20 protein-coding genes are annotated in these 21,635 nt (G+C 62.6%); 8 read left to right on the forward strand and 12 right to left on the reverse strand.

The window, feature by feature from the left end; translation table 11 throughout:
- Window positions 1-37: 37 nt before the first annotated feature.
- Both YH63_RS05685 and YH63_RS05690 read left to right on the forward strand, forming a co-directional pair.
- On the forward strand, window positions 38-964 hold the full coding sequence (locus YH63_RS05685; protein ID WP_046828443.1) for a sulfite exporter TauE/SafE family protein: 927 nt from the start codon (window positions 38-40) through the stop codon (window positions 962-964).
- Window positions 961-1,743 carry a TIGR02186 family protein gene (locus tag YH63_RS05690; RefSeq protein WP_046828442.1) on the forward strand — a complete coding sequence of 261 codons (783 nt, stop codon included), beginning with the start codon at window positions 961-963 and terminating at the stop codon, window positions 1,741-1,743. Before YH63_RS05685 ends, YH63_RS05690 begins: the two co-directional genes overlap by 4 nt.
- Window positions 1,744-1,777: 34 nt before the next feature.
- Here YH63_RS05690 and pdeM read toward each other — a convergent pair whose 3' ends face one another.
- The 4 genes from pdeM to YH63_RS05710 form a co-directional block, all read right to left on the reverse strand.
- Window positions 1,778-2,476, reverse strand: a complete 699-nt coding sequence (gene pdeM / locus YH63_RS05695; RefSeq protein ID WP_046829730.1) for a ligase-associated DNA damage response endonuclease PdeM — start codon at window positions 2,474-2,476, stop codon at window positions 1,778-1,780.
- 118 nt (window positions 2,477-2,594) lie between these two features.
- Window positions 2,595-5,147 (reverse strand): ligase-associated DNA damage response DEXH box helicase, encoded by a 2,553-nt coding sequence (locus YH63_RS05700; protein WP_046828441.1) that lies wholly within the window; start codon window positions 5,145-5,147, stop codon window positions 2,595-2,597.
- A gap of 71 nt (window positions 5,148-5,218) precedes the next feature.
- Window positions 5,219-6,424, reverse strand: a complete 1,206-nt coding sequence (locus YH63_RS05705) for an ABC transporter substrate-binding protein (RefSeq protein WP_433995092.1) — start codon at window positions 6,422-6,424, stop codon at window positions 5,219-5,221.
- A gap of 190 nt (window positions 6,425-6,614) precedes the next feature.
- Window positions 6,615-7,541, reverse strand: a complete 927-nt coding sequence (locus YH63_RS05710; RefSeq protein WP_046828440.1) for a class I SAM-dependent DNA methyltransferase — start codon at window positions 7,539-7,541, stop codon at window positions 6,615-6,617.
- 121 nt (window positions 7,542-7,662) lie between these two features.
- On the opposite strand from YH63_RS05710, the gene YH63_RS05715 reads away from it, so the two are divergent.
- From YH63_RS05715 to YH63_RS05730, 4 genes are all read left to right on the forward strand, one after another.
- The gene (locus YH63_RS05715) at window positions 7,663-8,700 is read left to right on the forward strand and encodes a ligase-associated DNA damage response exonuclease (RefSeq protein ID WP_046829728.1); all 1,038 of its coding nucleotides are present in this window, start codon (window positions 7,663-7,665) and stop codon (window positions 8,698-8,700) included.
- Window positions 8,697-10,373, forward strand: a complete 1,677-nt coding sequence (locus YH63_RS05720) for a cisplatin damage response ATP-dependent DNA ligase (RefSeq protein ID WP_046828439.1) — start codon at window positions 8,697-8,699, stop codon at window positions 10,371-10,373. Before YH63_RS05715 ends, YH63_RS05720 begins: the two co-directional genes overlap by 4 nt.
- A gap of 66 nt (window positions 10,374-10,439) precedes the next feature.
- Window positions 10,440-10,745: a DUF6460 domain-containing protein gene (locus YH63_RS05725; protein WP_046828438.1), complete on the forward strand. Its 306-nt coding sequence runs from the start codon at window positions 10,440-10,442 to the stop codon at window positions 10,743-10,745.
- Window positions 10,746-10,802: 57 nt separating this feature from the next.
- Entirely contained in the window at window positions 10,803-12,092 is a 1,290-nt protein-coding gene (locus YH63_RS05730; RefSeq protein WP_046828437.1) for an MATE family efflux transporter, read from the forward strand.
- Here the strand turns inward: YH63_RS05730 and YH63_RS05735 are convergent.
- Together YH63_RS05735 and YH63_RS05740 are read right to left on the reverse strand one after the other, a co-directional pair.
- Window positions 12,067-13,161, reverse strand: coding sequence for a quinone-dependent dihydroorotate dehydrogenase (locus tag YH63_RS05735; RefSeq protein WP_046828436.1), 1,095 nt, complete (start codon window positions 13,159-13,161; stop codon window positions 12,067-12,069). The two genes, YH63_RS05730 and YH63_RS05735, sit on opposite strands and share 26 nt — an antisense overlap.
- On the reverse strand, window positions 13,158-13,502 hold the full coding sequence (locus YH63_RS05740; RefSeq protein WP_137325291.1) for a DUF952 domain-containing protein: 345 nt from the start codon (window positions 13,500-13,502) through the stop codon (window positions 13,158-13,160). The genes YH63_RS05735 and YH63_RS05740 overlap by 4 nt, the downstream gene beginning before the upstream one ends.
- 219 nt (window positions 13,503-13,721) lie before the next feature.
- Between YH63_RS05740 and YH63_RS05745 the strand changes: the two genes are divergently transcribed.
- Window positions 13,722-14,348, forward strand: a complete 627-nt coding sequence (locus tag YH63_RS05745; protein ID WP_046828434.1) for a S24 family peptidase — start codon at window positions 13,722-13,724, stop codon at window positions 14,346-14,348.
- 9 nt (window positions 14,349-14,357) lie between these two features.
- Here the strand turns inward: YH63_RS05745 and ybaK are convergent, their stop codons facing one another.
- From ybaK to YH63_RS05765, 4 genes are read right to left on the reverse strand one after another with little or no spacing between them, the layout of a single operon-like run.
- Window positions 14,358-14,831, reverse strand: a complete 474-nt coding sequence (gene ybaK / locus YH63_RS05750) for a Cys-tRNA(Pro) deacylase (RefSeq protein ID WP_046828433.1) — start codon at window positions 14,829-14,831, stop codon at window positions 14,358-14,360.
- A 25-nt stretch (window positions 14,832-14,856) separates the two neighbouring features.
- Complete coding sequence (locus tag YH63_RS05755) at window positions 14,857-16,494, reverse strand: lysine--tRNA ligase (protein ID WP_046828432.1); 1,638 nt, start codon at window positions 16,492-16,494, stop codon at window positions 14,857-14,859.
- 33 nt (window positions 16,495-16,527) lie between these two features.
- A complete protein-coding gene (locus YH63_RS05760; RefSeq protein ID WP_046828431.1) occupies window positions 16,528-17,181 on the reverse strand; it encodes a Pr6Pr family membrane protein in 654 nt (217 codons plus the stop codon).
- Between the two features lie 17 nt (window positions 17,182-17,198).
- On the reverse strand, window positions 17,199-18,155 hold the full coding sequence (locus YH63_RS05765; protein WP_083992623.1) for a transporter substrate-binding domain-containing protein: 957 nt from the start codon (window positions 18,153-18,155) through the stop codon (window positions 17,199-17,201).
- 82 nt (window positions 18,156-18,237) lie between these two features.
- On the opposite strand from YH63_RS05765, the gene YH63_RS05770 reads away from it, so the two are divergent.
- Window positions 18,238-20,277 (forward strand): glycosyltransferase family 2 protein, encoded by a 2,040-nt coding sequence (locus YH63_RS05770; RefSeq protein WP_046828430.1) that lies wholly within the window; start codon window positions 18,238-18,240, stop codon window positions 20,275-20,277.
- On the opposite strand, the gene YH63_RS05775 is transcribed toward YH63_RS05770, so the two are convergent.
- On the reverse strand, window positions 20,261-20,851 hold the full coding sequence (locus tag YH63_RS05775) for an SCO family protein (protein WP_046828429.1): 591 nt from the start codon (window positions 20,849-20,851) through the stop codon (window positions 20,261-20,263). The two genes, YH63_RS05770 and YH63_RS05775, sit on opposite strands and share 17 nt — an antisense overlap.
- A gap of 168 nt (window positions 20,852-21,019) precedes the next feature.
- Window positions 21,020-21,481, reverse strand: coding sequence for a hypothetical protein (locus tag YH63_RS05780; protein WP_046828428.1), 462 nt, complete (start codon window positions 21,479-21,481; stop codon window positions 21,020-21,022).
- Window positions 21,482-21,635 lie beyond the last annotated feature (154 nt).

Raw genomic sequence — 21,635 nt, forward strand, 5'->3', positions numbered from 1 at the left:
CACACTGAGCCTCGCGCCAAAACTCAAGCGAACGCGCGTGCAACTTTTCCTCCCGATCGCCGATATTCCCGTCAATGTGTTTCTCATCCTGGGGATGGGCGCGGCGGTCGGCTTCGTGTCCGGCATGTTCGGCATCGGAGGCGGCTTTCTGATGACGCCGCTGCTGATCTTCATCGGAATTACACCCGCGGTCGCCGTCGCCTCGGTGACCAGCCACATGGCGGCCTCGTCGTTTTCCGGCGCGCTGTCTTACTGGCGCAAGCGGGCGATCGATCCGGCTCTCTCCCTTGTGCTGTTGTGCGGCGGCGTCATGGGCACCGCACTGGGCGTGTGGATCTTCACGCTGCTACGCTCGGTGGGGCAGCTCGATCTCATCATCGCACTGTCCTACGTGGTGCTGCTGACCGCCGTCGGCACGCTGATGTTCCTCGAAGGCGCGCGCGCCATCCTGCGCGCCCGGCGCGGCAACACCACGATCACCCGGCGAGCGCGAGCGCAGGGATGGATCCTCGGTCTGCCGCTGAAGATGCGGTTCAAGCGCTCGAAGATCTATCTGTCCGTGATCCCGGTGCTCGCGGTCGGGCTTTTCGTCGGTTTTCTCGGCGCCATCATGGGAGTCGGCGGCAGCTTTCTGCTGATTCCGATCATGATCTACGTTCTGCGGGTGCCCACCTCCACAGTGATCGGGTCCGCGATGGTGCTGACATTGGCGACGATGGTGGTCGCAACCGTCCTGCATGCCGTGACCAATCACCTCGTCGATGCGGTTCTGGCGCTGGTGCTGATGGTGGGCGGCGTATTCGGTGCACAGTTCGGCGCACGGGCCGGGCAGCGCATCCGCGGTGAACATCTGCGCCTGCTGCTTGGACTTTTGATCCTGTCGGTCGGGGTCCGCTTTGCCGTCGAACTGGTGATCCGGCCGGACGAACTCTATTCCATTCGCGATCTGGGGATCGGCGGATGACAACTCGCGTAACCGCTCTTCTCGCCACATTGCTGCTCACGCTCGCAACAGGTGGAATCGCGCGGGCGGAAAACCTGATCGTCTCGGTCTCCAATCACCGCGTCACAGTGACGCCGAATTACTCCGGCGAAGAGCTTGTCCTGTTCGGGTCTATCGAGCGCGACAGCCAATCGCGGCCGCCGGGCACCGCTTACGACATCGTGGTCACAGTCACCGGACCGCGCGCCGACATGGTGACACGGCGCAAGGAGCGCAAGCTCGGTATCTGGGTCAACGTCGATTCGCGCGAGTTCATTCAGGTCCCGTCCTACCTCGGCATCTTCGCCAACCGCCCGATCGACAATATCGCCTCGCCGGACGTCCAGCGGCGGCAGCAAATCGGGATGACGAATTTCGCGTTGCCGCAGCGCATGGGCCCCGACGTCGCCAATACGGTGGCCAGCGATCCGTTCCGCTCGGCATTCGTGCGGTTGCGCACCGACCACGGCCTCTATCGCGAGCAGACCAGCGCGCTGACCTTCCTCACTCCGACATTGTTTCGCACCGGTATTCCGCTGCCGGCGGAAGTGCCGACCGGCACCTACAACATCGACATCAAGCTGTTTGCTGGTGGAGCCTTCGTGGCCAGGACCGAGACCGCGTTTGAAATCGTCAAGGTCGGCTTCGAGCAGTTCGTCGCCAACTCCGCGCACCACCATGGACTGCTCTACGGCCTCGCCACCGCGATGATGGCGATCATGACCGGATGGCTTGCGTCGGTGATCTTCCGCAGAGATTAAAGGAAAATCCGGGCTCGCTTGCCACTCCGGAAATTCAATAGCAGCGCGACGCCGCAATGGTGTGCACACGGCGGTCGCCCAGCACATGCGCGGTGAAGGCCAGCGTCTGGAAGATCGCCGCGAAGGCCACGTCGCGAATACTGAGGCCGCCGGTGTAAGCACCGAACGCCGGCATCACAGCTCGCTCCCCGTCGCTGGCGAAGCATCGCCGCTCCACGGAGCGCCCGCGCGTCGAGACCCGCGCCTTGGGATGAAGATGTCCCGCGATTTCCCCCGCTGCGCCGGTAGGCTCATGGCGAAATACAATCGGCCCGATCGCGACTTCGTCCGCGACCACACCGCCGAGATCGCGCGGCAGCGCGGGGTCATGATTGCCGGAAATCCAGATCCAGTCGCGCCGCGATTGCAATGCTGACAGTGTCTGGCGATCATCCGGTGACAACCGTTCATGCGCCTTGCGGTCGTGGAAACTGTCGCCGAGCGCAATCACCATGCGCGGGTCGTGTCGCGCAATCACCGCACTTAACCTCGCGAGCGTTGCCGCCGTGTCGAATGGCGGCAACAATACGCCTCGTTGTGCAAAGCTTGATCCTTTTTCGAGATGCAAATCCGAAACGATGAGAAGGCGTTCGTCTTCCCAGAACAGCGCGCCGGCAAGATCGGCGGCAAAGGTAACCCCCGCGACAGTGACCCTCTCGGGCGGAAAGCAAGACGTTGTATTCCTGTTCGTCATGGCCGGGCCCGTCCCGGCCATCCACGTCTTGTTTTCTGTAACAAAAGAAAAGACGTGGATGCCCGGAACAAGTCCGGGCATGACGATGTGGACACATCCGAGTACAACAAGAACATTTCTAGTCCCGCGGCATTGCCTCTTTGACAAGTTCCTCGGCGGCTTCCGCCAGCAACTCGTCGGAAGCTTCGCCATAAACCGCTTCGCGGCCGATTTCCAGCATCACCGGCACCGCGAGCGGCGACACCCGGTCGAGTTCCTTGTGCGTGATTCGGCCCTTGATCCGGATCAGCATATCGCTCAGGCGGCGAATATCCAGCAGTCCCGTGGCAGCATCGGCGCGCGCCGCGCGCAGCAGAACATGATCGGGCTGGTGCTTGCGCAGCACGTCATAGACGAGGTCGGTCGAGAACAGCACCTGACGCCGCGATTTTTCCTCTCCGGTGAAGCGCCGCGCGATCAGGCCTGAGATCACCGCGCAGGTGCGGAACGTGCGCTTCATCAGCGCCGATTCCGCGAGCCATGCTTCCAGATCGTCGCCGAGCATGTCGGCATCGAACAGCGCATCGAGATCGAGGCGGCCATTGCGGATCATCGATGACATGTCCCCGAGCGACCACACCGCCAGCGCATATTCATTGGCAACAAAACCGAGCGGCTTCGCCCGCCCCCGCTCCAGCCGCCGGGTCAGCAGCATGCCCAGCGTCTGATGCGCAAGACGCCCTTCGAACGGATAGCAGACGAGATAATGCTTATCGGCGCGCGGAAATGTCTCAACGACCAGTTCGCGCGGACCCGGCACACGGGAAAACGCCGCCTGCAGCGACAGCCATTCGCGCACCTGGTCAGGCAGGCCTTTCCACGCGCGCTGATCGGCGAGCAAGAGGCGCACCCGCTCGGCGAGGTAGGTCGAGAGCGGAAACTTGCCGCCCGCGTAGGACGGCACCTTGGCATTGGCGTCGTTGCTGCGCGACACGTACACTTCGTCTTCCATCAAGGCTTCGTAGCGCACGACTTCGCCGCCAAACACGAAAGTATCGTTTGGCACCAGTCCTTCGATGAAATACTCCTCGATCTGGCCGAGCATCCGCCCGCCGCGAGCGATCGCGCCGGTCGAACCCGAGCCCTTGCTGCGGCCGCGCACCAGTTTCACCTTCAGCATCGGCTCTTCGACGATGGTGCCGACATTGAGGCGATAGCTCTGGCGCACCTTCGGATTGGTGACTCGCCAGCGTCCGGTCTTGTCCTGCTTGATCCGCGCAAACCGCTCATAGCTTTTCAGCGCGTAGCCGCCGGTGGCGACGAAATCGATCGCGTCGTCGAAATCGGTGCGCGGCAGGTCCGTGTACGGCGCAGCACTGCGCACCTCGTCGTAGAGCGCATCGGCGAGAAACGGCTCACCGCAGGCGCATCCGAGCACATGCTGCGCCAGCACATCGAGCGAGCCGTTGCGCTGCGGCGGCGTGTCCTGCGCATTCTCCGCCACCGCATCGATGGCGGCGCGGCATTCCAGCACCTCGAAGCGATTGGCCGGCACCATCACCGCGCGCGACGGCTCGTCGAGACGGTGATTGGCGCGGCCGATCCGCTGCATCAGCCGCGAGGCGCCTTTCGGCGCGCCGACGTTGATGACGAGATCGATGTCGCCCCAGTCGATGCCCAGGTCGAGCGACGACGTACAGACCACGCCGCGCAGCTTGCCCGCCGCCATCGCGTCCTCGACCTTGCGCCGCTGCGCGACATCGAGCGAGCCGTGATGCAGGGCAATCGCAAGACCGTCGTCGTTGATGCGCCAGAGGTCCTGAAACAGCATCTCGGCCTGCGCGCGGGTATTGACGAACATCAGCGAGGTATTGTTGGCCTTGACCAGATCGTAAATCTCACCGAGCGCATGGCGTGCCATGTGACCGGCCCACGGCAGCCGCTCCCTGGTGTCGAGCATTTCGACGATGGGTGCAGCACCGGCGTCGGCGATGACAAGATCGGCCATGTTCTGCGCGCCGCTCACCTGCGGCATCAGATAACGACGCAGATCATCGGGCTCCGCGACGGTGGCGGACAAACCAACCATCGTCACCTGCGGCGCGAGCCGCCACAGTCGCGCGAGGCCGAGTGATAAAAGATCGCCGCGCTTCGAGGTCACCAACGCGTGCAACTCATCGAGCACGACCCGCTTCAACGACGAAAACAAAAACGGTGCATCGTCGGATGATAACAACAACGCAAGCTGTTCGGGCGTAGTCAGAAGAATGTCCGGTGGGTATTTGCGCTGCCGCTGCCGCCGCGACACCGGCGTATCTCCGGTGCGGGTTTCCACCCGAACCGGCAGCTTCATGTCGGCGATGGGCCGTTCGAGATTGCGCGCGATGTCCACCGCCAGCGCCTTCAGCGGAGAAATGTAAAGCGTGTGCAGGCCACCAGTGCGCGCGACGCTGCGGCCGGTCGAGATCGTTTTCGCCTGCCTTGGTTGCGGTGTGCCGAGTTCCACCAACGTCGGCAGAAAGCCGGCCAGCGTCTTGCCCGCGCCGGTCGGTGCGATCAGCAATGCAGACCGGTTGTTTTGCGCCTTTGCCAACAGATCGAGCTGATGCGCGCGCGGCGACCAGCCCCGCGCCGCGAACCAGCGCTGGAAAATCTCGGGCAGCAGATCGGAAGACGGGGCTCTGGTATCCACGCCCTAGAGTTAAGGCGTGGCAGGCGTCCGGTCGAGAGCGGAGACGGACGATCCGCCTCCGCTCTCGGGCGTTATTCGGTGACCGGCTTATCCGAAATATCCCAGTCCTTGCCGTTGAAGATCGCGATGTGGAGCGTCTTCATCGGGGTGTAGTTGTCCGGCGTAAAGCTGTAGGTGATGCCATCCAGCATGTAGGGCGAGTGGAAACCGGCCAGCAATTGCGCCTGCTTCAGCACGTTGGCGCGGGTCAGATCGTCGCCGCAGCGGCGCAGAATTTCCGCCATGGTCACTGCCTGCCCGTAGCCTGCATAGGCGATGGTGTTGTCGGGATCGACATTCGGCAGATACTTCTTGCGCAACTCCTCGAAGCCCATCACGTCCGCATCCTTCTCCCAGCGCGGCACGCCGACCTCCTTGGCGTAGCGCATGGCGACAATGCCGGTGGCATTCTCGAGGCCCGCGGCATTGAGGATCGAGCGGCCCGTGGAACCAGCCGTCAACAGATGCAGCGGCTTCCAGCCGAGTTCGACCACCTTGCGGACCGACTGCGACGTCGCCTTGCCGGTGGTGATGTTGAAGAAGACATCCGCGCCCGACTTGGACAGGTTGATGAGCTGCGAATCGATCGTCGGATCGGTGAGGTCGTAGGTGGCTTCGGCGACGACGGTGGCCTTGCCGCCGGCCTGCGCCAGCATCTCCTTGAACGGACCGAGGAAGTCACGCCCGAAATCGTCGTTCTGATAAAGTATCGCAACCTTGGCATTCGGCTTCACGCTCAAGACGTGCTTGGCGAGAATGCGCGCTTCGGTCGGATAAAGCGGCAGACCCGCCATGGTCCATTTGAAGTTCTTGGGATCGTTCCACTTGGACGCGCCGGTGTTCAAGAGAAGCTGCGGCACGCCCTTGGAGTTGAGATACTTGTGCACGGCAGTCTGCGGCGCGGTGCCCAGAGAGCCGAACAGCGCCAGCACTTCTTCCTGCTCGACCAGCCGGCGCGTCGCTTCCACCGTCTTCGGGGCGGAATAGGAGTCGTCCAGCGAGAGCATCTTGACCTTGCGGCCGTTGATGCCGCCCTTTTCGTTGATCATTTCGAAATAGGCGGTCGCGACGCGGCCAAGCACGCCATAGAGCGAACCCGGACCCGAATGCGGGACGGTCTGACCGAGCTTGATTTCGGTGTCACTCGCGCCCGGGTCGTATTTCTTCTGCGCGTGCGCAGCTGACGCCGCCATCAGAACTGTGGCTGCAAGCGCAGCACCGGCAGTGAACGATTTCATCGTCGTTTTCATCTTCTTGTTGTCTCCCTGAATTGTTTTCGCGGCATTCTGCGATGCCTTTGATTTTCCGGGCCTATTCATTCCGGATCGGACGCAGATCACGGCATCCTGCCGGGCATCACGCCGCTGTCTTGCGTTTTGACGCTGCGGACCCAATGAGAGACTCGTCTTGAGGCAGGTTCGAAGCCGATTATGCCTTGCTCGCGGTTACCACGAATCCCGGCACGGGCTCGTTCGCCTCGATCCGGGTGGCCGCTGGCATGATCGCACACGCCGTCAATCCGGCATCGGCAACCGCGTCGCGCAGATAGGCCTCGCCATGGGCGTAGCGCAGCCCGCGCCCAAGAATAACGCCCTCACCCGGATGGGTCTCCACTGTGAACGCCAGCAGCCCCTGCGGCTTCAGCACGCGCGCGGCCTCGCGGAGCAACGGCTCCAGTTTTGGCACATAGACAAAAGCGTCAGCCGCGATGACGAGATTCGCGCTGGCCTCGCTCTCCGCGCACAGACCTTGCAACATATCCGTGACGTCGAGCCGTGCATAAAGGCCGGTGGCGCGGGCGCGCTCGATCATGCCGGGCGACAGGTCGATCCCGATCAATTCATCGGACAATGAGGCAAACTCGCGCCCGGCCAGCCCCGTACCGCATCCGAGATCGATCGCCCGCTTGAAACGCGCCGGCAGCCTTGCCGCGTGACGAGCCGCCAGCACCGCCTTCAGCAACACCTGCGGGCCGCAATAGTCCAGGTCCTGCACCAGCGTCTTGTCGAACCTCGGCGCATACTGATCGAACAGCGCACGCACATAGCCGGGCGGCATGGAGGAGACTTCCTCCGCACCTAGCCGCATCAGCCGCAGCTTCGCGCCGTGCCTGTCGTCAGGATCGGACTGGCAGGCATGGGTGTAGGCGACAATGGCCCCATCCCAGGCGCCGAGTTGTTCGCGCAAATCTCCAAGCATGAACCACGCCGATGCAAAGCCCGGCTCCAGCTCAATCGCCTGCTCCATCAGCTCTGCTGCCGCCGCAAGGTCGCCGCGCAGCATCAGATCGCGTCCAAAATCGAAGCGCCGGTCGGCGATCAGATTTCCCGAGGACAGGAACAACGCGGCTGGCATGGACTTGGTCTGAACCTGATTGGCAGAATTAAAGGGCAAATTGATCCTGGGAGTAAGCGGCTGAGCCTGAGCGTTGCAAGCCAAGGCTCGAATGAAGGCCCGCACAACCTATATGAAGTCCATGCGTCCGCAAGACATCCTCATGCCGGTCGCCGCCGGCCTGTGCTGCAAGCCCGGCGGCTTTCATATCGATCCGGTGCGGCCGGTCGAACGGGCGCTGATCACCCACGGCCATTCCGATCATGCCCGCCCTGGTCATGGCGCGGTGCTGGCGACGCAGGAAACCCTCGACATGATGCGGCTGCGCTATGGCGAAAATTTCGCTGGCAGCACGCAGGCGATCTCCTACGGCGAGACCATCAAGCTCGGTGACGTCAGCACGACCTTCCATCCGGCCGGGCACGTGCTGGGCTCGGCGCAGATCGCGGTCACCCACGGCAAGATCAAAATCGTTGCTTCCGGCGATTACAAGGACACCGCCGACCCGACCTGCACGCCGTTCGAGGTGGTGCCGTGCGACGTATTCATTACAGAGGCGACGTTCGGATTGCCGGTATTTCGCCACAGCGATGTTGCGGGCGAGATTGCGAAACTTCTGGCATCGGTCGCGCTGTTTCCCGAACGCGCGCATCTGGTCGGTGCCTATTCGCTCGGCAAGGCGCAGCGGGTCATCGCGCTCATCCGTGCGGCAGGGTACGACGCGCCGATCTATCTGCATGGCGCGATGGAGAAGATCACGCGCTACTACGAGAGCCGCGGAATTGATCTCGGCGACCTGCGGCTGGCGAAGGGCATGAAAAAAACCGAACTCGCCGGCACCATCACCCTCGCGCCGCCCACCGCGATCACCGATATCTGGACGCGGCGATTTCCCGATCCGGTCGCCGCCTTTGCATCAGGCTGGATGCGGGTGCGCGCACGCGCGCGGCAAAAGGGAATCGAACTGCCGCTGGTGATTTCTGACCACGCCGATTGGGACGGCCTCTGCGCCACCATCGACGCAACGGGCGCCGGCGAAGTCTGGGTGACGCACGGACAGGAAGACGCGCTGGTGCACTGGTGCCAGTCGAAAGGCCTGAAGGCGCGACCGCTTGCTCTGGTCGGCTATGGTGACGAGGACGAAGACAGCGCGGCAGCGGACGAGGCGACGTCGCCATGAACTGTTTCGCGCATCTGCTGGATCGCCTTGCCTACGAGCCCGGACGCAACAACAAGCTGCGGCTGATCACAGGCTACTTTCGTGAGACACCTGACCCGGACCGCGGCTGGGCGCTCGCGGCGCTGACCGGCGCGCTGTCGTTTCGGCACGCCAAGCCCGGACTGATCCGCGACCTGATCGCGGAACGCACCGACCCGACGCTGTTTGCGTTGTCCTATGACTATGTCGGCGACCTGTCGGAGACCGTCGCACTGATGTGGCCCACCGACAAGCGCGCCACGAACTCGCCGCCTCCTCCGACGCTGACCGACGTGGTCACCACCTTCAACACGCTGGGCAAGACGGAAATCCCAGCGCAACTGGTGCGCTGGCTCGATGAGCTTGACGAGACCGGTCGATGGGCACTCTTGAAGCTTGTTACAGGCGGCCTGCGCATCGGCGTCTCGGCGCGGCTGGCGAAAACAGCGGCGGCAGCGCTGGGCGACAAGGACGCGCACGATGTTGAACTGCTGTGGCCGGGGCTCGCACCACCGTATCTCGATCTGTTCGCGTGGCTGGAGGACCGCGCCGACAAGCCGGTCAACCGCGATCCCGCGCCGTTCCGTCCGGTCATGCTGGCCCACGCCATCGAGGACACCGACTTCGCAAATCTCGCGCCGGAGGACTTCACCGCCGAATGGAAATGGGACGGCATCCGCGTGCAGGCGGTCAGCGGGCGCGACGAGAAAGGCAACACTGTTACACGTCTCTATTCGCGCACCGGCGAGGACATCACCATGAGTTTTCCGGATCTGATGCCATCCTTGAGAGTGCCCGGCGCGCTCGACGGCGAGCTGCTGGTGCTGCGCGACGGGCGGGTGCAGACGTTCAATGTGTTGCAGCAGCGGCTGAACCGAAAATCCGTGACGCCGAAGCTGATGAAGGATTATCCGATCCATCTGCGCGCCTACGACCTGCTCAACGACGGCGACAACGACCTGCGCATGCAGACGTTCTCCGAGCGGCGCGCGAAGCTTCAAGATTTCGTCGCGCAACTCGCCGATCCGCGCATCGATCTCTCGCCGCAGGTGGCATTCAAGACATGGGACGACCTCGCCGCCGCGCGCGCCGATCCTGGCCGCGCTGGAGCCGGAGAAGATTCGGAGGCTGTCGAGGGCGTCATGCTGAAGCGGCGCGACGCACCCTATCTGCCGGGTCGCCCAAAAGGCCAATGGTGGAAATGGAAACGCGATCCACACATCATCGACGCCGTGTTGATGTACGCGCAGCGCGGCCACGGCAAACGCTCGTCGTATTATTCAGATTACACCTTCGGCGTCTGGACCAGCATCGATGGCGCCGATCAGCTCGTGCCGGTCGGCAAGGCCTATTTCGGCTTCACCGACGAAGAGTTGATTCAAATCGACCGTTTCGTCCGCCGCCACACCACCGAGAAATTCGGTCCAGTGCGCCACGTGGTGCACGAACCCGATCAGGGATTGGTGTTTGAGGTCGCGTTCGAGGGGCTGGCGCGCTCGGCGCGGCACAAGTCCGGCGTTGCCATGCGCTTTCCCCGCATCAGCCGCTTGCGCTGGGATAAACCGCCGCGCGATGCGGATCGGCTGGAAACACTTGAACGGATGTTAGTCTTCGAAAGCAGGATTTCCTCTCCGGCGACCGCTGACGGCCATTGACGGCGGCGAGACAGTTCCCCATGTGGCGTGCTATTGTGCGCTGACGCACCCACTCAGGAGACGACGATGCCGGACGATGTGAAGGAATTGCCAGCCAGGAACGACGACACCCTGTCGCGCTTCCTCGGCGGTTCGCCGCTGGCGGTGCTGCTGCGGCTGGTGCTGCTGTCGCTGCTGGTCGGTGTCGTGCTGGCCGCGATCGGCTTCGATCCGTGGAACATCGTCTACAGCATCCGCCGCCTGATCGACTGGGTCTGGAATCTGGGCTTCGACTTTATAAACGGCGTGTGGCGCTACTTCCTGCTGGGCGCGGTAATCGTGATCCCGGTCTGGCTGATCTCGCGGCTGTTCAGCACCCAGCGGCCGCGCTGATTGAGAGACGCCACTAAAGTTACAACCGGACAGGTTTTCAGCATCGCCGGGCCGGCGATGCTGGCCAATCTGACGACGCCGCTGCTTGGCGTCGTCGCGACGGCCTGTATCGGCAGGCTGGGTGACCCCGCGCTGCTCGGCGGCGTCGCCATCGCGTCGATCGTTTTCGATTGCCTGTTCTGGCTGTTCGGTTTCCTGCGCATGGGCACGGTCGCGTTTACCGCGCAGGCCCTGGGCGCGCGGGATCATGCCGAGATCCGCGCAACCCTGTTTCGTGCCATCATTGTCGCGGCAGCCATCGGCCTTCTCCTGATCGCAGTGAGCAAGCCTCTCGGCACTGTCGTCCTGTCACTGATGGGAGGCAGCGAGCCGGTGACGGCCGCGGCACGCGAATACTTCGCGATCCGTCTGTGGTCGGCGCCGATGGCGCTCGGCAACTATGCTCTTCTCGGCTGGTTCGTCGGTCAGGCACGCGCGAAAACCGCGCTTGCGCTGCAAATCCTGATCAATGCGGCCAACATCGCGCTGACGGTGTGGCTGGTCCTTGTGCTCGACAAGGGCGTTGCCGGTGCAGCGATTGCCGCGGTCCTCGCCGAAACAGCCGGATTCATTGTCGGCGCGATACTGGCCTGGCGCCTGCTGGGCCGCGTGTTCGATATCAGCGCCGATCGGCTGTTCGACCGCGAACGGCTCCTGCATATGTTCTCGGTCAACCGCGACATTCTCATCCGTACCGCCGCGCTCATCGCGGCATTTCTTTTCTTTACGTCGCAGGGCGCACGCGCCGGCGACACCGTGCTGGCGGCCAACGCTGTCCTCAACAATTTCCTTCTGATCAGCGCTTTCTTTCTCGACGGCATCGCGAATGCGGCCGAGCAGATTTGCGGGCGGACCTACGGCCAGCGCGACCGCGAGGGTTTCCTGACTGCCACCAAGCTCGTCATGCTGTGGGGATCGGTGTTTGCACTGGCCGTGACCACCGCCTATTTCTTCTTCGGATCGGGCTTGATTGCGTTGATGACGTCAAACCTCGACATTCAGCGCGTGGCAAACAGTTATCTTGTCTTCGTGATCCTCGCGCCGATCGTGGGCTTTTTCGCATTCGCCTATGATGGGATTTTCATCGGCGCGACCTGGGCGCGCGACATGCGTAATCTCATGCTGCTGTCGCTGGTGATCTTCCTCGCCGCGTGGGCTCTTCTGCGGCCATTCGGCAATGCCGGTCTCTGGACGGCGCTTCTTGTCCATTACGTTGCGCGCGGCGGCCTGCAGGCGCTGCGTTATCCCGCGCTGTTCAAGGCTTCTTTCGGCGACGGCGCGCTTAATCCGGCCAGGGCTCCGCAGTAATCGTCGCGGCATCCGCGCCGACGATTTCAGAGAGACTCTCGCGGCTGGTCCGCCGCAGCGTCGACACGAGATCCGCTTTGATGTCTTCCACCAGCCCGAGGCCTTTGTAGATCAGCGACGAATACAACTGGATCAGGGTCGCGCCGGCGCGGACCTTCATCAGCGCCGCACCGCCGGAATCGATTCCGCCGACGCCGATCAGCGGAAATGCGCCTTCGGCCCGCACATAGGTTTCCGCCACCATGCGCGTCGACAGCCGCAAGAGCGGACGCCCCGACAAACCGCCTTGCTCTTTTGCCTTCGCCTGATCACGCAGCGCCGCGGGCCGCGCCAGCGTGGTATTCGCAACGATCATGCCGTCGACCCGGCGTGAGCGCGCGATATGAACCACATCGTCGAGCTCCTGCAGCGTCAGATCGGGCGCGATCTTCAAAAGCAGCGGGGAATCGCCGGCATTCTTGCGTACGCGCTCGCGCGCATCGATCACGCGCGCCAGAAGATCGTCCAGCGCCGCAGCCTGTTGCAGGTTTCGCAGGCCCGGCGTGTTGGGCGACGACACGTTGACCGTGAAATAACTCGCCACCGGCGCGAACAGTTCGATCAGCCTGACATAGTCCGCCGTGCGATCCACCGAGTCCTTGTTGGCCCCGACATTGACGCCGACGATTCCGCCATGCCGCGCGCGCGTCGCGAGCCGGCGCAACACGGCCTCCGCGCCGTCATTGTTGAAACCCATCCGGTTGATGACGCCGAAATCCTGTTCGAGCCGAAACAATCGCGGGCGCGGATTGCCGTCCTGCGGTTTCGGCGTCACCGAACCGATCTCGACAAAGCCGAAGCCCAATCGCAGCAGCGCGTCCGGCGCTTCGGCGTTCTTGTCGAAGCCCGCTGCCATGCCGACGGGATTGGGGAAATTCAAACCAAAGGCCCGCACCGCAAGTTTCGGATCGCTGGCGCGCGGCTTCCCCGGCGGCAGCAGCCGCAGCCCACCGATCGCCAGCCGGTGCGCATCCTCCGGATCGAGCCGGCGCAGCAGCGGCAATGTGAGGGCATCGAAGGCGCGGATCACGAGGCCAACTCCGGAATATCGTGCGAGCCGTCAGAGCGGGCGCGCAGGTTGCGAATCTCGATCACCACACCGGTATCGAGCTCGCCATAGAGATGCGGAAACAGTTCGCCACCGCGCGAAGGCTCCCATTTCAGCGCTTCGCCCAGTGCATCGGTATCGACGGCGATCAGGAACAGTCCTGTCTGCCCGGCGAAATGTTTGGCGACGGTTCCTGCCAACTGGGACGCCGTTGAAAAATGGATAAACCCGTCGCGCCGGTCGTCGGCGCTGCCGCGAAAGGCGCCCTGGCGCTCGGCCTCTCGCCAGGCCGACGCCGAACAAACTTTATAGATGGTGGACACGGTCGCCGGATTCTCGCTAGTTCTTGAATTCATTCAGAATTTTTCGGAGCGCGGGCGGAAGCCCCGCAGACCCTATCGGCGCACTCCGGCCACTTCAAGGACAGCGTTCACCTGATCGCTATGCATTGCAGAACCATCCGATTCGAGGTAATAATTCCTAGTTCTTGATAAAATTCACTGCCCGGTCCGGTCGGCTGGGCCAGACATCCGGCCACTCCCATGTTGACCCACGATCAAATCTGGAATGCCCTCGACCGGCTTGCCGAACGTGCTGGTCTATCAGCATCCGCGCTGGCCAAACGCTCGGGCCTCGACCCCACCACCTTCAACAAATCGAAACGCATCACGCCGGACGGGCGCGAGCGCTGGCCCTCCACCGAATCGGTGGCGAAGGCATTGGCCGCGACCGGCACCACCGTCGATACCTTTGTGCAGTTCATCGAGGATACTGCGCGCTCGGTGCAGGCGGTGCCGCTTCTCGGGTTCGCCGAAGCCGGTGCTGGCGGCTATTTCGACGACGGCGGTTTTCCCGTCGGCAAGGGCTGGGATGAAGTCGGACTTCCTTCGGTCAACGACGAACACGCCTACGCGCTGGAAATTTCCGGCGACTCGATGAAGCCGGCCTATCGCGACGGCGACGTCATCATCGTCTCGCCCGGCTCACCGATCCGGCGCGGCGACCGTGTGGTTGTTAAAACAAAGGACGGCGAGGTCACTGTCAAGGAATTGAAACGCCGGACCGCGAAAGTCATCGAGCTGCAATCGCTCAATCCGGCGCACAAGGATCGCGTCATCGACGCCAAGAACGTCGAGTGGATCGCGCGCATCGTCTGGGCGAGCCAGTAACGCTCCGCGTCAAGCCATCAGCGGCGCAACGATCGCATTCAAGACCCTGGCTGCGTCGCGCGGATCAAGCCGCACCTGCAATCCGCGCTGTCCACCATTGATGAACACCAGATCGTGCGCCATCACCTGCTCTTCAATGGCGGCGCGAGGCGCGCGCATTTGCCCGAACGGACTGATGCCGCCAACCTTGTATCCCGACAGGCGTTCCGCATCGGCTGGTTTCATCATCTGCGCGGATTTTCCGCCAAACGCAGCCGCGAGCTTTTTCATCGACACGTCGCGATCCGAAGGAACGATCACGCAAACCGGCTTGCCGTCGACCAGCGCCATCAGCGACTTGAGCACGCGTGACGGCTCTTCGCCCAGCGCCTCGGCGGCCTGTAATCCGATGCGGTCAGCGTCGCCGTCATAGTCGTAAGTATGAACGGTGAAGGCGACGCCTGCCTGTTGCAGCATCTTCGTCGCGCGCGTCACCTTGGACATTCGTGTCTCCGAGGTCGCGCGAAGACTATTCCGCCCGCTTCAACGCTGCGTCGATCATCGCGATGGCATTCGCGACGCCATAGACCGCGACGAACGATCCGAAGCGCGGGCCTTTCTCCTGACCGAGCAACACCTGATAGAGCATATTGAACCAGTCGAGCGACACGCCCGGACGGCCATCCTTGCCCTTCTTGACCTGATCCAGAAACGGCTCGCGGCGGCCGATTTCATAGACCACGTTCTGGATATCTTCCGCGGATGCTTCCGGCGGCAGTTGCGCCAGTGCGTTGCGCAGATCGGTCAAGGCTGCGCGCTCGCCCTCGGTCGGCTCGCGGAATTTCTTCGTCGGCGCCACGAAATCGCGATAGTAGTTGATCGCATAGCCGACCATGTCATCGAGCTTCGGGTGGGTCTTCGGCGTCACGCCCGGGCGATAACGTCCGATGAATCCCCACAGCGTTTCGGCATTCTCCGCATTCGATGACGACACCAGTGTCAGCAGCAACTGGAACGTCACCGGCATGTCGGCGAGCGGCGGATTGCCCGCATGAATGTGCCAGACCGGATTGCTCAGGCGCTGCTTGCCATCCTGACGCGGGTAGCCGTCGATGAACTGCTGGTAGTCGTCGACATTGCGCGGGATGACGTCGAAATACAGCCGCTTCGCCGCTTTCGGCTCACGGTACATGAACAGCGACAGCGATTCCGGGGAGGCGTAACGCAGCCACTCGTCGATGGTGAGGCCGTTGCCCTTCGACTTGGAAATCTTCTGGCCCTTGTCGTCGAGGAACAGCTCGTAGTTGAAGCCTTCCGGCGGCGTGCCACCGAGCGCCGAGCAGATTTTCCCGGACAGCTTGACCGAGTCGATCAGGTCCTTGCCCGCCATCTCATAGTCGACACCTAGCGCGACCCAGCGCATCGCCCAGTCCGGCTTCCACTGCAGCTTGCAATGCCCGCCGGTAACCGGAACGGTGACGCGCTCCTTGGTATCGGGATCGTCATAGGACACCGTACCGGCCTTGGCGTCATGCGCCACGATCGGCACCTGCAGCACGACGCCTGTGCGGGGCGAAACAGGTAAGAACGGCGAATAACTCGCGGCACGCTCCTCACGCAGCGACGGCAGCATGATCGCCATCACCTTGTCGATGTTTTCCAGCATCTTCAGCAGCGTCGCGTCGAAGCGGCCCGACTTGTAGTATTGCGTCGAACTGGCGAACTCGTAATCAAACCCGAAGGTGTCGAGGAACGCGCGCAACCGTGCATTGTTGTGCTCGCCGAAACTCGGATGCGTGCCGAACGGATCGCGGACCTGCGTCAGCGGCTTGCCAAGGTCCTGCGTCAGCATCTCCTTGTTCGGCACATTGTCCGGCACCTTGCGCAGGCCGTCCATGTCGTCGGAGAACGCTAAAAGCTTGGTCTTGATCTTGTCGTCGGTCAGCACGCGAAAGGCATGACGCACCATGGTGGTGCGCGCGACCTCGCCGAAGGTGCCGATATGCGGCAGTCCCGACGGACCGTAGCCAGTCTCGAACAGCACCTCGTCCTTCGGCTTTTTCTTCAACCGCGCGACAATCTGTTTCGCCTGTTCGAACGGCCAGGCGTTGGATTGTTCGGCAAGCGCCCGAAGGTCACTCGCGGTTGCGGGCATTTCATTCGACATCAAGTATCTCACAAGCTTAGAAGGATTGCCGATTTAGGCAGGCTGGCGGCGCGACAGCCACCAGCCGGTCATCACCAGACACATGCCGATCGCAGCGCAGACGATGAGCAATCCGGCTGTATTAGCCGCAACGCCTGCATAACCCAAGGTCTTGGCGTCGATAAAGGGATAAGGATAGAAGCCGGACATCTTTCCGCGCACCAGCACGAAGCCGAGATAGAACAGCGGATAGATCAGCCACAGCAGCGGGTCATACCAGCGAAGCCCCGCCTTGCGGACGCAGGTCAGCCAGAACACCAGATAGCCCACTGGCATCACTGTATGCAGCGCCGTGTCCGCGAACCATTGCGCGCCTTTTGGATCCCAGAGATGGCGCAGCAAGGTGTGATAGGTGATCCCGACAAGAACGATATAGACCGCGACGGCGGAGCGCACGAATGGATGCACCAGCCACTCGTCCATGCCTGCCTTGATCGCAAAGGCCGTCAGCACCAGTGCTGCGAGGATATTTGTCTGGATAGTGAAATAGGAGAAGAAACGGATCAACGCTTCCGCAAGCGAGAGACCGAGTCCGCTCGCGACCTGAATATGCAGCACCAGCTGAAGCACCAGCGAAAACCAGCAGAATGCCGCCAGCAACGCTGCACCCGTGCGCTTGATCCTTGCCGATCCGATTGCCATCGTCATCGTGCCTCGTCGCCAGATCAGAACGGACTGACCGAGAAATAGCGCAGCCACAGATCAGTATAGCGGCCCTTCTCCCAGAGCCGGAACATCGCCCAGTTCAGCGCCTGACGCAGCAGATCGTTGCCGCGTTTGACCCCGATGCCGACACCCTCGCCGAAATAGCGGCTCTCGATGAAAGGACCGCCGCTGAACGCGCAGCAATCGCCGGAATCGGTGCCGTTGATCCAGAACGCCAGCGAAATGGCATCACCAAAAACGAAATCGACCTCCCCCCGGCGCAACGCGAGGCGAAGCGCATCGTCGTTGGGAAAGCTCACCAGCTGCGCGTCGGTGAACAGCGTCTTCAGATAGGCCTCATGCGAGGAGCCCGCGATCGCGCCGACCTTCTTGCCCTCGAGATACTCTGGGCGAACCTCCGCCATCACCGCGTCCCGCCGGGATACGAAGCGCGCCGGCGAGCGATAGTACGGATCGCTGAAATCGAGCTTGGCGCGAAGCTGCGGCGTCACCGCCAGCGACGCAATGATGGCATCGCCACGGTTGCCGTTGATCGCATCCACCAGCGTCTCGAACCGGCGCATCTGGATCGTGCACGCCACCTTGATCTCGTCGCAGATCATCCGGGCCAGATCGACATTGAAGCCGGCCGGATTGCCATCGGGACCGGTGAAGTTGAAGGGCGGGTAATCCGTCTCAGTCAGGAAGCGAATGACCGTCAGGCGCGAAAGGTCCGGCCGGTCGGGGCGTCGCCGTGGGTCCCAAAAGCCCGGGACGGCCTGAGGCGCGGCGGGTTGAGCAATGGCGGTTTGCTGCTGCGACGACTGCGGAGCCGCAGATGGCGGCGTGCCCTGAGCGAAAACGGGCGGGACCCCGGCGGCGAAACCTAGCGCAGCCCACCAGACAGCCAACCCGGCAGCTGCACCGGCAATACGGCGCAATCGGACATTGAAGGCAAATACCATCTGTGGTTGCATTGGCTGGGGGTTCCGCGTGCTGGGTCTTATAGACCATCCACGGAACGATTCGAGTGCGTTTGTGGCGTGGGGTAGCGGTCAAATGGCCGTGGCTGGGCGGGCAAGCGAGTTCGGCGAGGCGAGGCCGCAACGTTTTGCGGGCCTGACGGCGTCCGCCCGGAATCTGACGACCTTGCTTGCCGGCTTTCTCGGACGACCACGGTCACAAAACGACAATCAGCCCGGACATCATGAGCCTGGACCTGCTGTGGAGCTTGATTGCCTGCGGCACGTACTAGCCCCTGAGCTCCTCGCCGCGGCAGGGCAACGCAGCGAGGATCTCGGCATCGGTGCCGATCGCGTTCTGATCCAGTGGGGCGTCATCAACGAGGGCGTCTACCTCGACCACCTTGCCGTGCATACCGGACTGGACATCGAAACCCTTGAGTATGTCAGCCGCACCGATTGTCCGCTGCCCGACGGCGGCCTTCATCTTTGCGCCCGGCACGGTCTCTTGCCCATCCGACAACGCGGAGGACTGGTGTATGTGTCGGCGCCGCACGGATACAGCGCCCGCCGCATCGTCAGGCTGATCGCGCGATACCCGTTGCTTCGTCCGCGCATCCGCCTCACGTCGATCGCGCGTTTCAATTCATTCCTCGAATATCACTCCGGCGATGCGTTGGCCGACACCGCGGCCAAAGGTCTGGCGACACGTTTCCCCGACCTGTCAGCGGCACCGGCGCCGGCTTCGCATGGCCGCCTGTTTCGTTTCTTTCGCTATCTGCTGCGGCTTTCCGTTCCCGTCGTGCTCCTCACGCTGGCGCCCATGCTGTTGCTCGACGCGTTCGGCGTGATCCTCGCGATATGGTTTCTGCTGTTCACGAGCCTGCGGTTGGCCGGATGTTTCTCGCCGCCAAAACGGCGGCCTCGGCTGCCGCGGCTGCACGACAGTCAGCTTCCCATCTATACGGTGGTCGCAGCGCTCTACCGTGAAGCATCGTCGGTTGCACCGCTGATGCAGCACATCGATGATCTAGACTATCCCCGCGAAAAACTGGACATCAAGCTCGTCATCGAAACTGACGATCTGCAGACCCGCGCCGCGATCGCAAGACTGGGGCCGATGCCGCACGTTCAGGTCATCATCGCGCCTGACGTGGGACCGCGGACCAAGCCCAAGGCCCTCAACTGCGCGCTCATTTTCGCGCGCGGGACCTTCATCACCGTATTCGACGCGGAGGACCGGCCCGAACCCGGCCAGCTCCGCGAAGCGCTCGACGTGTTCCGGACGCATGGATCGGACGTCGCCTGCGCACAGGCAAGCCTCTGTATCGACAACACCGCCGACGGCTGGATACCGCGGATGTTCACTGCCGAGTATGCCGGGCAGTTCGACGTGTTCCTGCAGGGCTTTTCCAATTTCGAGATGCCGCTGCCGCTCGGCGGATCCTCCAATCACTTCCGCACCTGCGTCCTTCGCGAGGTTGGCGGCTGGGATCCTTACAACGTCACCGAGGACGCCGACCTCGGCTTCCGGCTTGCGCGATTCAGGTATCGCAGCGTGATGTTCCTGTCGACAACCTACGAGGAGGCTCCCGCGCGGTTCGGCTCCTGGCTACGCCAGCGGTCGCGATGGATGAAGGGCTGGATGCAAACATGGAGCGTGCATATGCGCTCGCCGCGCCAACTTTGGCGCGACGCCGGGGCGAGCGGCTTTTTCACCCTCAACATCATTGTCGGCGGAAATGTCCTGACCGCACTCGCGCATCCGCTCCTGATTGGCGAGCTTCTGGTGCGGGGCGCTATGAGTGTCTTTGACGATGACCTTTCGTCGTTCTTCGCAAAACCATACGTCGAGCTCTATCTCGCGACGATCGTGGCGGGCTATCTCACCACCATCGCGATCGGATTGATCGGATTGGTGAAGCGGAATTTGCTTGGAGAGGCGTGGGTTCTGGTCCTCACGCCCGTGTATTGGGTTTGCCTATCCATCGCGGCGTGGCGCGCGCTCTATCAACTTCTGGCCGAGCCTTACCACTGGGAGAAAACAGAGCACGGCCTCGCGCAGCATTCGCGAATCGCTTCGCAGCGTCGAGCCGAAGCCGGTGAGCGTCGCGGGTGGCTCAGAGATAACGCTTGAGATCGGTCGCGGCTTCTTCGGGCGTGCGCTTCAGATTGAACGGACGCACGAAGTTTCCCTTACGATCCATCAGATAGATCAGCGCGGTGTGATCCATTGTGTAGTCGCCATCCTTCAGCGGGATCTTCTTGGCATACACCCGATAGGCCGAGATCACCTTGGCGATTTCGTCCGGGCTGCCGGTCAATCCCTTCAGATTCGGATCGAAACTCGAGATGTAATCCTTCATCACGGCCGACGTGTCCCGCTCCGGATCGACCGACACAAAGTATGCATTCACCTTGGCTGCGTCCGGGCCCATGGCGCGCAGGACTTCGGACATTTCGAACAGCGCCGTCGGGCACACATCGGGGCAATGCGTGAAGCCGAAGAAGATGATCGTCGGACGGCCAATGAGGCTCTTTTCAGTCACCGTTTGTCCGGCCTGATCGGTCAGACGAAACGGGCCACCGATCGCCGCCGGCGCGGCGGCGCCGCGCAGGCCGCCCATCAGCCACAGCGTAACCAACAGCCCGATCGCGAGGCTGGCGGCAAACGCGGCGATAATCACAAGCGGCCGGGTCGTCCTGTTCATCGCAAATCCGTTCCTTCCGCCTTCTCGGGCGGCGCATGGCCGAAGGGCCGGCCGCTTGTTCCGAGTTGGGCATGGGATAGAGCGCGCAGCCCGGACGAGCAAGCGCCGCGCCCGCATGTCTGATCACATGACGGGGAGCAAGAGGCTGTTTGATCGCGGTTTTTGGCGTTAGCGGCCGTGCGCCGAAGCCTGTGCGTCCATATAGCACGGACGATACATGCTCGCGAGTTCGCGGCCGCGGAGAAAGATCATGCGCTGTTTCAGCCCGCCGCGCCGGGAAATCCAGCTACGGATGGAGGTCGGGTACATGTCGTACAGCATCCGGGTCGCTTCGCGGTTCGTGACCGGCCGGCCGCTTGACCCGAAATCCCACGCGGCATGGAATCCGAGACTTGCCCGCGACGTCACGCAGATCTTGTCGTGCGGAACGGCGCCGAGCACGATGGTGCAGGCTGACGCACACAGCCCGTCGATCACCACGGTCTCGCCTGATCCCCTGAGGCTTTGGTATTTATCAACGTAGGTGCCGATCCGGCCGCCGCGATCTTCGGAAATCCGGACCACAGCCTGACTCGCGCCAACTCCGCCCAAGAGAAGGACTGCCGCAAGAAACCCCGTCACAATCTTCATTGCCGGCCCCGTCGCCCCCTGCCTGTATCGATCGGGGCATCGTCAGCGTGTTGCGAGTCCGGATTTTTGTCCAGAACACCTTGCGATGCGAAGATGGATTCTGCCGCAGTGTTGCTGGCTTGCTGCACTTGCACCGGCCGATCCCGAATCGGAA

The sequence above is a fragment of the Afipia massiliensis genome (genome assembly GCF_001006325.2).
In the GTDB taxonomy this organism is placed as follows: Bacteria; Pseudomonadota; Alphaproteobacteria; order Rhizobiales; family Xanthobacteraceae; genus Afipia; species Afipia massiliensis_A.

Excerpts from the sequence above, each read along its gene's own strand:
- YH63_RS05690 (WP_046828442.1), top strand. The coding sequence starts at position 961 with ATGACAACTCGCGTAACCGCTCTTCTCGCCACATTGCTGCTCACGCTC.
- pdeM (WP_046829730.1), bottom strand. The coding sequence starts at position 2,476 with ATGACGAACAGGAATACAACGTCTTGCTTTCCGCCCGAGAGGGTCACT.
- YH63_RS05705 (WP_433995092.1), bottom strand. The coding sequence starts at position 6,424 with ATGAAATCGTTCACTGCCGGTGCTGCGCTTGCAGCCACAGTTCTGATG.
- YH63_RS05710 (WP_046828440.1), bottom strand. The coding sequence starts at position 7,541 with ATGCCAGCCGCGTTGTTCCTGTCCTCGGGAAATCTGATCGCCGACCGG.
- YH63_RS05715 (WP_046829728.1), top strand. The coding sequence starts at position 7,663 with ATGCGTCCGCAAGACATCCTCATGCCGGTCGCCGCCGGCCTGTGCTGC.
- YH63_RS05720 (WP_046828439.1), top strand. The coding sequence starts at position 8,697 with ATGAACTGTTTCGCGCATCTGCTGGATCGCCTTGCCTACGAGCCCGGA.
- YH63_RS05725 (WP_046828438.1), top strand. The coding sequence starts at position 10,440 with ATGCCGGACGATGTGAAGGAATTGCCAGCCAGGAACGACGACACCCTG.
- YH63_RS05730 (WP_046828437.1), top strand. The coding sequence starts at position 10,803 with ATGCTGGCCAATCTGACGACGCCGCTGCTTGGCGTCGTCGCGACGGCC.
- YH63_RS05745 (WP_046828434.1), top strand. The coding sequence starts at position 13,722 with ATGTTGACCCACGATCAAATCTGGAATGCCCTCGACCGGCTTGCCGAA.
- ybaK (WP_046828433.1), bottom strand. The coding sequence starts at position 14,831 with ATGTCCAAGGTGACGCGCGCGACGAAGATGCTGCAACAGGCAGGCGTC.
- YH63_RS05755 (WP_046828432.1), bottom strand. The coding sequence starts at position 16,494 with ATGTCGAATGAAATGCCCGCAACCGCGAGTGACCTTCGGGCGCTTGCC.
- YH63_RS05760 (WP_046828431.1), bottom strand. The coding sequence starts at position 17,181 with ATGACGATGGCAATCGGATCGGCAAGGATCAAGCGCACGGGTGCAGCG.
- YH63_RS05765 (WP_083992623.1), bottom strand. The coding sequence starts at position 18,155 with ATGCAACCACAGATGGTATTTGCCTTCAATGTCCGATTGCGCCGTATT.
- YH63_RS05770 (WP_046828430.1), top strand. The coding sequence starts at position 18,238 with ATGGCCGTGGCTGGGCGGGCAAGCGAGTTCGGCGAGGCGAGGCCGCAA.
- YH63_RS05775 (WP_046828429.1), bottom strand. The coding sequence starts at position 20,851 with ATGAACAGGACGACCCGGCCGCTTGTGATTATCGCCGCGTTTGCCGCC.
- YH63_RS05780 (WP_046828428.1), bottom strand. The coding sequence starts at position 21,481 with ATGAAGATTGTGACGGGGTTTCTTGCGGCAGTCCTTCTCTTGGGCGGA.